This window comes from Weissella sagaensis (assembly GCF_005405285.1).
Classification (GTDB): domain Bacteria; phylum Bacillota; class Bacilli; order Lactobacillales; family Lactobacillaceae; genus Weissella; species Weissella sagaensis.
Genome location: NZ_BJDT01000001.1, coordinates 251,681 through 266,033 on the forward strand (window position 1 = coordinate 251,681; position 14,353 = coordinate 266,033).

A 14,353-nucleotide genomic window follows, 5' to 3' on the forward strand; every position below is an offset into this window, starting at 1 on the left:
ATGAGCCTTAAAAGTGGATTAGCAACTTTTGTTGGTAAAAGTACATATACGCTGTTACATGGTGTTTTACATCGCGGAGGTACATCGCTACCGGGTAAACTAGCAACTAAAATTGACCCAGACGTAATGAAAAATTATGCTGAAAAATATGATGTTATTTTAATTACAGGGACTAATGGTAAGACGTTGACGACAACGTTAACGACACGAGTATTACGTGAAAAATATGCAGATGTTATTACTAATCCTTCTGGATCAAATATGATGCAAGGGATTACAGGAACCATGTTGACTGCTAAACTTCAGGACAAAACGCAACGACCAATTGCGCTACTAGAAGTTGATGAAGCTAATGTTGAGTCAGTTGCGCGTCAATTGAAGCCCAAAGCTTTTGTCTTAACAAATATTTTTCGTGATCAATTAGACCGATATGGCGAGATTTATACGACCTATGAAAAAATCTTAAAAGGTATTCGTCTATTTCCAGAAGCAACGGTAATTGCAAATGCTGATTCACCAATTTTTATGCGTGGTGATTTACCAAATCCTAAGGTTTATTTTGGCTTCAATCATTTACAAACAACTAATAGCATGCGTGCACCGCATAATACCGATGGTGTTTTATCACCGACAGATAATTCAGTTTTACGATACCATTTTATAACATTTGGCAATCAGGGTGATTATTTCTCAGTAACTGATGATTTTAAGCGACCAGCACTAGATTATGCTGTGACAAGTTTGAATAAGTTAACTCCGATTTCATCAAATTTTGATATTGATGGTGTAACTTACCAAATTGAAATTGGTGGTATGTACAATATCTATAATGCACTAGCAGCATATGCAGTGGGACGGTTTATGGGTGTTTCAGCTGAACAAATTCAACATGCCTTTTCATCAAATGCCCAAATTTTTGGCCGTCAAGAGTCTGTTAAGGTTAAAGATAAAGAAGTCACGATTGTGCTCATCAAAAATCCAGTGGGGGCAAATCAAGTTATTGATATGATGAAGACGGACGATCAACCATTTTCGATGTTGGCATTGCTTAATGCTAATTATGCAGATGGTATTGATACAAGTTGGATTTGGGATGCTGATTTTGAGTCATTGCATGATACTGGTATTCAAGCAGTGGCAACGGGTGGTGAACGTTATAAAGATTTGTATGTTCGTTTAAAAATGGCTGGTTTTGGTGACCATCCCGTTTATCAGGATTTACAACAAATTGTGCCTGCAATTGCAAGTATGCCAACGAAGCGAGTTTATATTTTGGCAACTTATACAGCTATGTTGCAATTGCGAGCAACTTTAAAGCAACAAGGGTACATTAATACAGGAATGGGAGATTAAATTAATGGCTGAATATAAAATTAATGCTGCTCATTTATATGGTGATTTAATGAATACCTATGGTGATTTTGGTAATATCGTCGCTTTACGTTATTACGCACAAAAGATTGGTGTCGTTGTTGAACAACATATTGTTTCGTTAGAGGATGATTTTGATGCTGAAGACTACGATTTTGTTTTGTTTGGTGGCGGTCAAGATTATGAACAAATGATTGTTGCTGAAGATTTGCCCAAAAAAGCAGTAGCACTAAAGGCTTATATTGAAGATGATGGTCCTTTCTTGGGTGTGTGCGGTGGTTTTCAATTGATTGGTCAGTATTTTATTTTAGCAGATGGTACCAAGGTAAAAGGCATTGGTGCACTTAGCCACTATACGCTTAATCAGCCTGATAGTCGGTTCATTGGGAATGTAACCATTAAAGATGAGGTAAATGGTTTGGAATATCATGGCTTTGAGAATCATCAAGGTCGGACTTTTTTGGGAGATAATGAACGTCCTTTAGGGGAAATTATCAAAGGAAATGGTAATAACGGCGAAGATGGTGGTGAAGGTCTGGTTTATAAAAATGCGTATGGCACTTATTTTCATGGCCCAATTTTAACGCGTAATGGTAATTTGGCTTTACATATGCTTCAACTTATATTGGACCGTAAGTATCCACAAGTTGATTGGCAGCAAAAAATTGCAACCATTACACCAGAATTTTTCTAAATTAATCAAGAATTGAGATGACCGCATTAAGCGGTGCGTTTATCCTGATAAAGCAGTAAGTTGCTGAAGTGACTTGCTGCTTTTTAAATTCGTTATTTTACGTCACCAATTTGAGATAATTATGTGATGATAGATTTAATTTTCCTTTTGTCGCAGTGTCTTTTTTTTATTTACAATTTTGTTATACTAGAATGGAGTGTAAATCAGAGTTTTACAGGAGAAAGGCAGGAAAAGCATGGCGCAATTATTTTTTCGCTACGGTGCAATGGCCAGTGGTAAGAGTATTGAAATTTTAAAAGTTGCTCATAATTATGAAGTGCAACAACGTCAAGTATTATTACTAACAAGTGCGTTAGATAATCGGTCTGGCGTTGGTGAAATTGCTTCTAGGATTGGTATGCAACGTTCTGCTAGGGCGATACAAGCTGCTGACGATCTGTTTGAATTAATTTCAAAGCAAAAGAGTATTGCAGCTGTCTTAATTGATGAGGCGCAATTTATGACTAAGGCGCAAGTATTGCAGTTAACGCGGGTTGTTGATGAACTTAACATTCCAGTGTTAACGTTTGGTCTAAAAAATGATGCATTTAATCAATTATTTCCTGGTTCAGAAGCCTTGCTTATTTATGCAGATAAAATTGAGGAAATGAAGACACTTTGTTCATTCTGCGGTCGTAAAGCAGTTATGAACCTACGCTTTTCAAATGGGCAACCTGTATACGAAGGTGAACAAGTCCAAATCGGTGGTGACGAAGCTTATATGCCTGTTTGTCGTAAACATTATAATCAACCAGATTTAGTCGCTTTAGCACGACGAACATCGATAAATAAGGAATAAATTAAAGGAGAAGAGCATTATGGATGAAATTTTTGAAAAAGTGCAATCTGTTGTGGATCGATACGAAGAAGTCAGCGAAATGATTTCAGATCCTGAAGTGATTGCTGACACCAAGCGTTTCTTGGCGTTATCTAAAGAAGAAGGTAGCCTCCGCGATACCGTTGAAAAGTATAAGCATTATAAAGATGTTACTGATAGCATTGCTGAAAACGAAGAAATTTTACGTGAGGAAGCTAACGATTCAGAATTAGAAGAATTAGCTAAAGAAGAATTAAAGGAATTACGTGCTGAAAAAGAAATCGTTGAAGAAGAATTAAAGATTTTGTTGCTTCCTAAAGATCCTAATGATGATAAGAATATTATCATGGAAATTCATGGGGCTGCTGGTGGTGATGAAGGTGCATTGTTTGCAGCTGATCTTTACGATATGTATGTACGCTATGCTGAAAAACAAAATTGGCAAGTTGAAATCATCGATGAAAATAAGACAGAAATTGGTGGTTACAAAGAAATTGTTTTGATGATTACTGGGGATAACGTCTACTCAAAATTAAAGTTTGAGAATGGTGCGCATCGTGTACAACGAGTTCCTGAGACGGAATCAGCTGGACGTGTGCATACATCAACGGCAACAGTTGGTGTGATGCCAGAGTATGAAGATGTCGACATTGAAATTGAAGATAAAGATTTGCGTGTCGATGTTTATCGTTCATCTGGTGCTGGTGGACAACACATTAATAAGACGTCATCTGCTGTTCGTATGACCCACTTGCCTACGGGAATTGTTGTTGCAATGCAAGATCAACGTTCACAACAACAAAATCGTGCCAAGGCAATGGAAATTTTAAAGACACGTGTTTATGATTACTATGCATCACAAAATGAGGCTGAATATGCGCAACAACGTAAGACAGCTGTTGGAACTGGTGATCGTTCAGAACGTATCCGAACATATAACTACCCACAAAATCGTGTGACTGACCACCGAATTGGGCTGTCATTGAATAAGTTGGATCGTATTATGAACGGTGAATTAGCAGATGTGATTGATGCCTTGTTGATTGCTGATCAAACAGCAAAGCTAGAGTCATTAAAGCAAGGATAAAAATATGTTTGATGAACAATGGACGATTCAAGCGGTTCGTGAGTGGGGTGATTGGCAACTTGAACCCTATATTCATGATGAAATAGAACGTATGTCACAAATTGATTATCTACTAACGGGTATGATGGATTGGAATTATGCGCAATTAGCTAATAATTCAAATACTGTACTGGAAGATGAAAAACGTTTACGTTTCATGGTGGCAGTGCGAGCAATTAAAGGTGGGCAACCGGTTCAATATGCGCTGGGACATGCTGCTTTTTATGGTCGTGAATTTAATGTTGATCGGCGTGTGTTAATTCCGCGTCAAGAAACTGAAGAATTAGTGGAATGGATTTTAAAAGATTATTCAAATAAAACACCTAAAACGGTTTTAGATATCGGCACTGGTTCAGGAGCAATAGCTGTTACGCTCAAAGCGCAACGGCCTGCATGGCATGTCTTAGGATCTGATATTTCTAAAGACGCTTTGGCTGTGGCCAAAGAAAATGCGCAATTATATGCACCGGCAGTTACGTTTTTAGCTAGTGATCTGTTTACAGATGTAACAGGGACGTTTGATATTATTGTGGCCAACCCACCATATATTGATCGTGATGAGCAATTATTAATGGACGAATCAGTGGTTGCTTTTGAACCAGATGTTGCTTTATATGCAGATGACAGTGGATTAGCAGTGTATAAAAAAATTGCAACCGGCCTCCTTAATTACCTAAATCCTGGTGGTGCAGCCTATTTTGAGATAGGGTATCAACAAGGACAAACCTTAGTTGATCTGTTTGCTGCTTTGCCAAATGTGCAAGTAACTTTACACCAAGATTTAAGTGGTCATGACCGAATGATTAAAGTATTGCGGGAGATGTAGAAATGATAGAAACAAAAATATGGACGGTTGATGAAATGGACGCAGCAGCACGGGCTATTAAGCGCGGTGCGTTAGTCGCCTTTCCAACAGAAACAGTTTATGGATTAGGTGCGGATGCTTTTAATGAAGAAGCTGTTAGTAAAGTATATGCAGCAAAAGGTCGGCCTTCTGATAATCCATTAATTGTGCACGTTGCTGATCCAGAACAAGTTTCTGAATTTGCAATTGTCAATGAGCAAGCTCAAAAGTTAATGTCAGCATACTGGCCAGGGCCTTTAACGATGATTTTGCCAGTTAAACCAGGCAAGTTGTCATTGACAGTTACGGGCGGTTTAGATACAGTTGCCGTACGCTTACCGGATAATGACGCAACGCGCCAATTAATTCGGGCAAGTCAAACCCCACTTGTTGGTCCGTCTGCAAATACGTCTGGGAAGCCATCCCCAACCTTAGCAAAACATGTTTATCACGATTTGCATGGTAAGATTGCGGGGATTTTAGATGATGGCCCAACAAAAATTGGGGTAGAGTCAACTGTTCTTGATTTATCTGCTAACATGCCAGCTGTTTTACGTCCGGGAAAGATTACACCTGCACAAATTGAAGCGGTGTTACAAACTACTGTGGATTCTGAAATTCATCATGTTGCGGATAACGAAACGCCAAAGGCGCCAGGAATGAAATACCGTCATTATGCACCAGATAAAAATGTGTATATGGTCGCTCCAAAAGATTGGACGCAAGCCATTATTTGGATGCAAGCGCAATTAGAGCCAGTTGGCCTAATGTTGACAAATGATTTAATTCGTCAGCACCAATTGGCAGGGATGGATTTTATCTGGTCGTTAGGTGATAATAACGAGACCGCTGCAGCCAAGTTGTTTGCAGGGTTACGCTATTTTGATGATAAAAAGGATGTCCAAACGATTCTGGTAGCAGCATTGCCACAATTAGATGTAAATGGTGCTTATAACAACCGGTTGGGTAAAGCGGCTGGTGGACATTGGATTAGTGAGTTACTGAATAATTAACCTGTTTTGACTGATGAGGAGGTCAACCTATGACAAATTACCGTGATTTTGATCCACAACTATGGGCTGCAATTGATCGTGAAGCTGATCGACAGGAGCATAATGTTGAATTGATTGCATCAGAAAATATTGCTTCTGCTGGTGTGCGCGCCGCTCAAGGAAGTATTTTAACGAATAAATATGCAGAAGGTTATCCTAATAAGCGCTATTATGGTGGAACAGAGTACATTGATCAAGTGGAACAGTTAGCAATTGATCGTGTCAAAGAATTATTTGGCGCAGAATATGCGAATGTACAACCACATTCTGGCTCACAAGCAAATGCAGCTGTTTATGCTGCTTTGTTGACGCCAGGTGATCATGTTTTAGGGCTGGATTTAGATGCTGGTGGTCATTTAACACACGGTTCACCAGTTAACTTTTCAGGAAAAAATTATCATTTCCATGGATATGGATTAAATGAAGATGAGTTGATTGATTATGATCAAGTTGCTGCTTTAGCTGCTGAGTATAAGCCAAAGTTAATTGTAACGGGTGCTTCAGCTTATTCACGATTTATTGATTTCGATCGTTTCCGTGAGATTGCTGATTCAGTAGGCGCATACTTAATGGTAGATATGGCACACATTGCTGGCTTAGTTGCGGCTGGTGTGCATCCTTCACCAGTTGGTATTGCAGATGTGGTGACGTCAACAACACACAAAACATTGCGGGGACCACGTGGTGGCTTGATTTTGGCGAAAGCTGACCTAGGTAAGGCACTTAACTCAGCTATTTTCCCTGGCACACAAGGGGGTCCACTAGAACACGTGATTGCAGGTAAAGCTGTAGCCTTCTATGAAGCAATGCAACCTAGTTTTAAAACATACGGTCAACAGGTAGTAGCTAATGCAAAAGCAATGGCTGCGGTATTTAATCAATCGGAGTTGGTCCGAGTTGTATCTGGGGGCACTGACAATCATTTGTTTAACTTAGATTTAACTAAGACTGGTATTTCAGGTAAAAAGGCCCAAAATGTATTAGATCAAGTTTATATTACGACCAACAAAGAAGCGATTCCAAACGACCCACGTAGTCCATTTGTTACGTCTGGTATTCGTATTGGTACACCAGCAATCACAACGCGTGGTTTCAAGGAAGCTGAGGCGACTCAAGTTGCAGAATTAATCCTACAAGTTTTGGCCAATCCTGATGATGAAGCTAACCTTGCAGAAGTTAAGCAAACAATAGTAGATTTAACAAGTCGTTTCCCTTTGTCAGAGATTGAACATGCTAATTAAGATAAAAAAGTTATATAATTAAGAAAAATGAAATGGAGCTTTTAAATGAGTAAGCTAACGGTTTTTGATCATCCACTAATTCAACACAAATTAACGATTATTCGTGATAAGAATGTTGGAACAAAAGAATTTCGTGAAATTGTTGATGAAATCGCTTCATTAATGGCTTATGAAGTGACACGTGATTTACCAGTTGAAGATATTGAAGTCCAAACACCCGTTGCAACAACAATGCAAAAGACGCTTGCGGGTAAGAAACTAGCAATTGTACCGATTTTACGTGCTGGTTTAGGAATGGTTGATGGTATCATGAAGTTGATTCCAGCGGCTCGTATTGGTCACATTGGGATGTATCGTGATGAAGAATCATTAGAGCCAGTTGAATACTTCGTCAAGTTGCCAGAAGATATTGATCAACGTGAAGTGTTAGTGGTTGATCCAATGTTAGCAACAGGAGGATCAGCTGTTATGGCAATTGATGCCTTAAAGAAGCGTGGTGCTACTAAGATTAAGCTGATTACATTGGTTTCAGCACCAATTGGTGTTGAAACAGTGCAAAAGGCACATCCTGATGTTGATATTTATACAGCAGGTTTGGATGATGAACTTAATGAACATGGTTATATCATTCCAGGTCTTGGGGATGCTGGTGATCGTTTGTTCGGTACGCACTAATAATTTAAAGCAAAGCTGGGATGAAATTTCATCGCAGTTTTTTTAAACGAGATTAAGACTGATTTAGACGTTTTACTATAAAAATATGTGTTTACTAACTTTGTTAACTAAGATATAATAAATCACTGTAAATACCTTTAACTTGGTCCTGTGAGACTAATAAGATTAATTTGTTGTGACTAGGTTTATACTATCGTCATGATAACTGTCATATTAGAAAAGTGAACCAAGCTGAGGTGTCTTGTATACCTCAGCTTTTTTAATACTAATTTTTGTGTCGCATGAAAGGGAAATATGATGGAAATGAAACGTGATGTCGTTTTAGATGTAGATGAGAAACCAAAATTTTGGCAATGGATAGGGTTATCATTGCAACATATGTTTTCAATGTTTGGTTCAACAGTATTGGTACCGTTGTTAGTTGGCTTGAATCCAGGAATTGCGTTATTTAGTTCTGGGGTTGGAACGTTGCTTCATATTTTAATTACACAACGTAAAATTCCAGCTTACATGGGATCAAGTTTCGCATTTATTATTCCAATGGTTGCTTTAATGAAAACAACTGGGTATCCAGGTGTTGCAACAGGTGTTATTTCCGTTGGAATTGTGTATTTAATTGTTGCACTGATTGTTGGCTTAATTGGAACTGGATGGATTGAAACGTTATTGCCACCTATTGTGGTTGGTCCGATTATCATGGTGATTGGTTTGTCACTATCAGGATCAGCTGCTGAATCAGCAACATTGTTGAATGGTAAGTATGATATTCGTGTATTTTTAGTTGCAATGTTAACCTTAGGGGTTACGATTTTCTTTAATATGTATATGCGCGGCTTCTTAGGGTTAATTCCAATTTTGCTTGGCATTGTTGTTGGCTATATTGTTGCGGTGATGGTCGGTTTAGTGAATTTTCAACCGGTAGCAGACGCGGCATGGTTTGCACTACCAGATTTTGATATACCATTTTTAGATTATAAGCCAATTATTCATTGGGATGCCATATTAGTGATGGCACCAATTGCCTTAGTAACTATTACAGAACATTTAGGTCACCTAATGGTCTTGGATGATTTGACAGGTCGTGATTATATTAAAGATCCTGGATTGCACCGTACACTAGCTGGTGATGGAATGGCATCTTTGTTTGCTGGGTTAGTTGGTGGTCCTTCAGTAACGTCATATGGTGAAAACATTGGTGTTATGGCAATTACTAAGGTTCACTCGGTGTATGTTTTGATTGGTGCAGCTACCTTTGCAATTCTATTTTCATTCGTTGGTAAACTATCAGCATTGATTCAATCAATTCCAGGAGCTGTTACGGGTGGCGTCTCATTCCTATTGTTTGGTGTCATTGCAGCATCTGGTTTGCGAATTATTGTTGAAAATAAAATCGACTTTAATTTAAAACGTAATTTGATGATTTCATCATCAGTATTGGTTATTGGAATCGGAAATGCTTATTTGCAATTAGGTCATGGTAATAGTATTGTGCAATTCTCTGGTGTTGCGATTGCAACTGTCTTAGGCATTGTTTTAAATTTGATTTTGCCTGATAAAGCTGTTTCTGAAAGATAAGGGCAAACAGCTTCAAACTTGTTAAAGTAGTACTTAATTTAGTTAAAAATGATGAAATAGCAAATGCCATTAAATTGGTAGTTTGCTATTTTTTTGTGTTATTTATTTTGTTAGAGAATACATTATGGGATTTTAATGAGTTCCTTTTTTGGATAGATACGGCCTTTACATTCCTTTTTGGAATAGTTGAAATCGTGATATAATAAGGTTTACTGAAAACAGTTGCAGAAATGGGACACATTAGAGAGTGTTTGATGATTGAATTACCGTTCAAAAGGGGTAATATAGGGGGGAAAAGTTAAACGGTTCTTTTTAAAGCAAACCGCTTGATATTATTTCGATGGAAGAAAAGAGGTGAATTTCATTGGAGAAAACCGCGACCTTTAGCATTGCGGGGTTGACGTTTGATTGGAGCGTGGTTATTTCAACATTAGTTTCGATGGCGATCGTTTTTTTACTAGCATTATGGGCTTCACGGAAATTGGTTATGAAACCAGCCGGGAAGAGTAAGCAAAATATGTTAGAGTGGGTCATTGATTTTACTAATAACATTGTTGATGGATCATTACCTAATAAGACTGGTAACAATTTAAAGTTTTTTATATTTTCCATGTTTTTGTTCATCTTTGTTGGGAACCAATTAGGTGTTGCCTTTACAGTCAAAGTAGATGGTAATACATTTTTGAACTCACCAACAGCAAATCCATTAGTGACAATGGGATTAGCATTAGTTGCAATTTCTATTGCCCACTTCTTGGGGGTTGAAAAGCAAGGATTTAAGAAATACTTCAAGTCGGTATATTTGTCGCCATTTAGTGTCTTATTCCCCTTAAATCTTATTGAACAGTTTACGAGTTTCTTAACGTTAGGACTCCGTCTGTTCGGTAATATCTTTGCTGGTGAAATGGTCTTGTCTCTATTGTGGCAATTGGCGCAGTCTGCTGGTGCATTATCATTTGTTCCAGCGTTTGTGCTCGCAATTCTATGGCAAGGATTTTCATTGTTTATTGGGGCTATTCAAGCGTTTGTCTTCGTCACTTTGACGACTGTCTATGTTTCAGAAAAGACAGAGTAACTATAGTAACTGTTTAAATTAATCGGAGGATTGTAAAAATGGATGTTGCAACCATTGGTGTTGGTGTTGCCGCAGCTGGTGCCGCTATCGGTGCTGGTATTGGTAACGGTATTGTTATTTCAAGTATGATTGCTGGTACAGCACGTCAACCTGAATTAGAAGGTAAATTGCGTACAAATATGTTTATCGGAGTTGGTTTGGTCGAAGCCGTTCCAATCATCGCTATTGCTATTGCATTCATGTTGTTAGCACGATAATCGAAACGCGGAGGCCAACTAAATTATGTTTAATCAAATTGTTCTAGCAGGTGCTAGCGAAGGGTTGGCTTTGGGTAACATGTTGTTTGTGCTAGTGGCATTCCTAGTATTAATGCTTCTATTAAAGAAGTATGCTTGGGGTCCAGTAGTAAAAATGATGGAAAAACGTGCGGAGAAAGTTGCTCACGATTTGGATACTGCAGAAGATGCACGTCAAAGAGCCGAAGAAATGGCTGCAAAACGTTCAGAGCAGTTGCAATCAGCACGTACTGAAGCAAATAGCATCATTTCTGATGCAAAAGCCGCAGCAGGTAAGCAACGTGATCAAATCGTTGCTGACGCTCATGCAGATGCCCAAGCGACAAAAGAACAAGCTAGTGCACAAATTGCACAAGAACGTTCAGAAGCAATGGCTGACGTTAAGAGTGAAGTTGCTGAACTTTCAGTAACCATCGCACAAAAGATTATCCAAAAAGAACTAAAGTTAGATGATCAAAAAGCGCTTATTGACGCTTACATTGAAGGGTTAGGGAACAAGTAATGGCATTAGATAAAGCAACGATTGCTAAGCGGTATGCCGTTGCTTTGTTCGAATTAACCCATGATCAAGGTACTGATGAATCAACAATGGCTGAACTATTAGCTATTCGTGAAGTATTGGTACAAAATTCAGAATTTACAAAGGCATTGTTGTCTTTGCGCATTAATGAGGATACGAAGCGTCAATTGTTAGCAACTTTGTCAAAAGACACGAGTCAAGTGGTTAAGAACTTGATTGAGATGACATTTGACTATCGGCGTATTCAATATTTACCAGCTATTATTACCAAGTATGAAGAGCTTGTTAATAAAGCAGCAGGAATTGTTAATGCCACAGTACAAACGGCGGTACCATTAAGTGATGAACAAGTTTTGCGATTAAAAGAAAAACTTGTTGCTCGTTTTCAAGCTAGTGAAGTGCGTTTAACGCAAATCGTAGACGAAAATATACTTGGTGGTGTTATCGTGAAGGCAAATGACCAAATTTTGGATGGATCATTAGCAACTAAATTAGCTGCTATTCGTCAGAGTATCATTCGCTAGTAATCGAAATTAAAATTGATGTTGTGTGATGAATAGACACACTATAAAGAAAGAGGAACTGCTGAAATGAGCATCAAAGCTGAAGAAATCAGTTCACTCATCAAAAAGCAATTAGCCAATTATCAAGACGACTTGACAGTTCAAGAAACTGGAACTGTTACCTATATTGGTGACGGTGTCGCTCGTGCAACAGGGTTGGAAAACGCTCTTGCCGGTGAACTTGTTGAATTTGAGAATGGCGTTTATGGTATGGCACAAAACTTAGAATCAAATGATGTTGGTATCGTTGTTCTAGGTGAGTACGACAATATTCGTGAAGGCGATACTGTTAAGCGTACAGGCCGTATCATGGAAGTGCCTGTTGGTGAGCAACTGATTGGTCGTGTTGTAAATGCTTTGGGACAACCAGTTGATGGTATGGGCCCAATTGAAACAGGAAAGACACGTCCTGTTGAAGTTAAAGCTCCGGGTGTTATGGAGCGTAAGTCTGTGTTTGAACCACTACAAACAGGTCTAAAAGCCGTAGACGCTTTGGTACCAATCGGACGTGGTCAACGTGAGTTAATTATTGGTGATCGTAAAACTGGTAAGACATCAGTTGCCATTGATACAATCTTGAATCAAAAAGATCAAGATATGATTGTTGTTTATGTTGCAATTGGACAAAAAGCCTCAACTGTTCGTACACAAGTTGAGACATTACGTCGTTTGGGTGCAATGGACTACACAATTGTTGTAACAGCTGGTCCATCTGAACCTGCCCCAATGTTGTATCTAGCACCTTATGCTGGTGCTGCAATGGGTGAAGAATTTATGTATAACGGTAAACATGTGTTGATTGTTTATGATGATTTATCAAAGCAAGCAACAGCATATCGTGAGCTGTCATTGATTCTTCGTCGTCCACCTGGTCGTGAAGCCTATCCTGGTGACGTCTTCTACTTGCACTCACGTTTGCTAGAACGTGCTGCAAAGTTATCAGACGAACTTGGTGGTGGGTCTATGACTGCTTTGCCAATTATTGAGACACAAGCGGGAGATGTTTCAGCATATATCCCAACTAATGTTATCTCAATTACTGACGGTCAAATCTTCTTGGATGCTGATCAGTTCTATGCTGGTGTTCGTCCTGCTATTGACGCTGGAACATCTGTTTCACGTGTTGGTGGAGATGCCCAAATTAAGGCGATGAAGAAGGTTGCTGGAACGTTGCGTTTGGACTTAGCTTCTTATAAAGAGCTAGAGTCATTTGCACAATTCGGATCAGATTTGGATGAAGCAACACAAACAAAGTTAGCCCGTGGTCGTCGTACCGTTGAACTATTGAAGCAACCATTACACCAACCATTGCCCGTTGAAGAGCAAGTGTTATCACTATATGCTTTGACACATGGCTTTATGGATGATGTTGCGGTTGATGATATTTTACGTTTTGAGTCAGAATTGATTGCAGCAGTGCGTGCATCACACAATGATTTGTTAGAGACAATTGTTGAAACAAAGAATTTGCCTGATACCGACGCAATGGATGCAGCAGTTGCAGGATTCAAAGCAACGTTTGCTAGTTCGGCAGAATAATAAAGGAGGGGCGATAAATGGCAGCTTCTTTACAAGATATTCAACGCCGCATTGCCTCAACAAAAAAGACACGTCAGATTACGAGTGCCATGCAAATGGTATCCACTGCTAAATTAAGCCAAATTCAGCGCCATGGTGGTTCATATACGGTGTACGCTGAAGCCTTACACGACGTTGTGGCCCATTTGGCAACTGCACACATCAATAATGTTTCAGGAACATTGCTTGAACATCGTGATGTTGAAAAAGTTGGTTTTTTGGTGCTATCTTCTGATCGTGGTTTAGTTGGTGGTTATAATTCGACTCTATTAAAAGAGTTGATGTCGCAAATTACCGAACGCCAATTAAGAACTGATCAAGTTGTTATTTTAGCGGTTGGTGGTAATGGTGCTGATTTCTTTAAAAAACGTGGTTTTGACGTTGCATACGAGTATCGCGGTGTTTCTGATGTGCCAACCTTTAATGAGGTTCGTGAAATCGTTAAAACTGTGACAACGATGTATGACAATGAAGTCTTTGATGAATTAATTGTTGGTTATCAGCATTATGTTAGTCGTATTTCTAATGAAGTTCACTTAGAAAAAATGCTACCTGTCTCAACAGACGATTTAGCAGAATCTAAAGATGATACTAAGTTAACGGCTGATTACGAGATGGAACCATCGTCTGAACAAATTTTGGGTGTGGTATTACCACAGTATGCTGAAAGTTTAGTCTATGGTGCTATTCTTGATGCAAAGACTGCGGAACATGCTGCATCAGCTAATGCGATGTCTTCAGCAACTGATAATGCCAAAGATATTATTGATTCACTTGGTTTACAATATAACCGGGCGCGTCAGAGTGCAATTACGACGGAAATTACAGAAATTACTGGTGGAATGGCCGCTTTGAATTAAAAGCTTTTTGCATCAGATTTAATACAA

At 38.9% G+C, this 14,353-nt stretch carries 15 protein-coding genes; all 15 read left to right on the plus strand.

Annotation, left to right across the window (positions count from 1 at the left end):
• The gene (locus FFM55_RS01225; RefSeq protein ID WP_042491967.1) at positions 1–1,353 is read left to right on the plus strand and encodes a Mur ligase family protein; all 1,353 of its coding nucleotides are present in this window, start codon (positions 1–3) and stop codon (positions 1,351–1,353) included.
• A gap of 4 nt (positions 1,354–1,357) precedes the next feature.
• Positions 1,358–2,065 (plus strand): type 1 glutamine amidotransferase, encoded by a 708-nt coding sequence (locus FFM55_RS01230; RefSeq protein WP_042491966.1) that lies wholly within the window; start codon positions 1,358–1,360, stop codon positions 2,063–2,065.
• 235 nt (positions 2,066–2,300) lie between these two features.
• Positions 2,301–2,903 (plus strand): thymidine kinase, encoded by a 603-nt coding sequence (locus FFM55_RS01235; RefSeq protein WP_042491964.1) that lies wholly within the window; start codon positions 2,301–2,303, stop codon positions 2,901–2,903.
• Between the two features lie 19 nt (positions 2,904–2,922).
• Complete coding sequence (gene prfA, locus FFM55_RS01240; protein ID WP_137600386.1) at positions 2,923–4,008, plus strand: peptide chain release factor 1; 1,086 nt, start codon at positions 2,923–2,925, stop codon at positions 4,006–4,008.
• Between the two features lie 4 nt (positions 4,009–4,012).
• On the plus strand, positions 4,013–4,873 hold the full coding sequence (gene prmC, locus FFM55_RS01245) for a peptide chain release factor N(5)-glutamine methyltransferase (RefSeq protein ID WP_042491960.1): 861 nt from the start codon (positions 4,013–4,015) through the stop codon (positions 4,871–4,873).
• 2 nt (positions 4,874–4,875) lie between these two features.
• Positions 4,876–5,904, plus strand: coding sequence for an L-threonylcarbamoyladenylate synthase (locus FFM55_RS01250; RefSeq protein ID WP_042491959.1), 1,029 nt, complete (start codon positions 4,876–4,878; stop codon positions 5,902–5,904).
• Positions 5,905–5,933: 29 nt separating this feature from the next.
• Positions 5,934–7,184: a serine hydroxymethyltransferase gene (gene glyA, locus FFM55_RS01255; protein ID WP_042491957.1), complete on the plus strand. Its 1,251-nt coding sequence runs from the start codon at positions 5,934–5,936 to the stop codon at positions 7,182–7,184.
• Between the two features lie 45 nt (positions 7,185–7,229).
• Positions 7,230–7,859 carry a uracil phosphoribosyltransferase gene (upp, locus tag FFM55_RS01260; protein ID WP_042491955.1) on the plus strand — a complete coding sequence of 210 codons (630 nt, stop codon included), beginning with the start codon at positions 7,230–7,232 and terminating at the stop codon, positions 7,857–7,859.
• A 297-nt stretch (positions 7,860–8,156) separates the two neighbouring features.
• Complete coding sequence (locus FFM55_RS01265; RefSeq protein ID WP_137600456.1) at positions 8,157–9,434, plus strand: solute carrier family 23 protein; 1,278 nt, start codon at positions 8,157–8,159, stop codon at positions 9,432–9,434.
• 364 nt (positions 9,435–9,798) lie between these two features.
• Positions 9,799–10,509, plus strand: coding sequence for a F0F1 ATP synthase subunit A (gene atpB / locus FFM55_RS01270; RefSeq protein WP_042491953.1), 711 nt, complete (start codon positions 9,799–9,801; stop codon positions 10,507–10,509).
• 38 nt (positions 10,510–10,547) lie between these two features.
• Complete coding sequence (atpE, locus tag FFM55_RS01275) at positions 10,548–10,766, plus strand: F0F1 ATP synthase subunit C (protein ID WP_002828033.1); 219 nt, start codon at positions 10,548–10,550, stop codon at positions 10,764–10,766.
• Positions 10,767–10,791: 25 nt separating this feature from the next.
• Entirely contained in the window at positions 10,792–11,307 is a 516-nt protein-coding gene (gene atpF, locus FFM55_RS01280; RefSeq protein WP_042491951.1) for a F0F1 ATP synthase subunit B, read from the plus strand.
• On the plus strand, positions 11,307–11,849 hold the full coding sequence (gene atpH, locus FFM55_RS01285) for an ATP synthase F1 subunit delta (RefSeq protein ID WP_042491949.1): 543 nt from the start codon (positions 11,307–11,309) through the stop codon (positions 11,847–11,849). The genes atpF and atpH overlap by 1 nt, the downstream gene beginning before the upstream one ends.
• Before the next feature lie 66 nt (positions 11,850–11,915).
• A complete protein-coding gene (atpA, locus tag FFM55_RS01290) occupies positions 11,916–13,427 on the plus strand; it encodes a F0F1 ATP synthase subunit alpha (protein WP_042491948.1) in 1,512 nt (503 codons plus the stop codon).
• Between the two features lie 17 nt (positions 13,428–13,444).
• Positions 13,445–14,326 (plus strand): F0F1 ATP synthase subunit gamma, encoded by an 882-nt coding sequence (locus FFM55_RS01295; RefSeq protein ID WP_042491945.1) that lies wholly within the window; start codon positions 13,445–13,447, stop codon positions 14,324–14,326.
• Positions 14,327–14,353: the final 27 nt, after the last annotated feature.

Excerpts from the sequence above, each read along its gene's own strand:
- FFM55_RS01225 (WP_042491967.1), top strand. The coding sequence starts at position 1 with ATGAGCCTTAAAAGTGGATTAGCAACTTTTGTTGGTAAAAGTACATAT.
- FFM55_RS01230 (WP_042491966.1), top strand. The coding sequence starts at position 1,358 with ATGGCTGAATATAAAATTAATGCTGCTCATTTATATGGTGATTTAATG.
- FFM55_RS01235 (WP_042491964.1), top strand. The coding sequence starts at position 2,301 with ATGGCGCAATTATTTTTTCGCTACGGTGCAATGGCCAGTGGTAAGAGT.
- prfA (WP_137600386.1), top strand. The coding sequence starts at position 2,923 with ATGGATGAAATTTTTGAAAAAGTGCAATCTGTTGTGGATCGATACGAA.
- prmC (WP_042491960.1), top strand. The coding sequence starts at position 4,013 with ATGTTTGATGAACAATGGACGATTCAAGCGGTTCGTGAGTGGGGTGAT.
- FFM55_RS01250 (WP_042491959.1), top strand. The coding sequence starts at position 4,876 with ATGATAGAAACAAAAATATGGACGGTTGATGAAATGGACGCAGCAGCA.
- glyA (WP_042491957.1), top strand. The coding sequence starts at position 5,934 with ATGACAAATTACCGTGATTTTGATCCACAACTATGGGCTGCAATTGAT.
- upp (WP_042491955.1), top strand. The coding sequence starts at position 7,230 with ATGAGTAAGCTAACGGTTTTTGATCATCCACTAATTCAACACAAATTA.
- FFM55_RS01265 (WP_137600456.1), top strand. The coding sequence starts at position 8,157 with ATGGAAATGAAACGTGATGTCGTTTTAGATGTAGATGAGAAACCAAAA.
- atpE (WP_002828033.1), top strand. The coding sequence starts at position 10,548 with ATGGATGTTGCAACCATTGGTGTTGGTGTTGCCGCAGCTGGTGCCGCT.
- atpF (WP_042491951.1), top strand. The coding sequence starts at position 10,792 with ATGTTTAATCAAATTGTTCTAGCAGGTGCTAGCGAAGGGTTGGCTTTG.
- atpH (WP_042491949.1), top strand. The coding sequence starts at position 11,307 with ATGGCATTAGATAAAGCAACGATTGCTAAGCGGTATGCCGTTGCTTTG.
- atpA (WP_042491948.1), top strand. The coding sequence starts at position 11,916 with ATGAGCATCAAAGCTGAAGAAATCAGTTCACTCATCAAAAAGCAATTA.
- FFM55_RS01295 (WP_042491945.1), top strand. The coding sequence starts at position 13,445 with ATGGCAGCTTCTTTACAAGATATTCAACGCCGCATTGCCTCAACAAAA.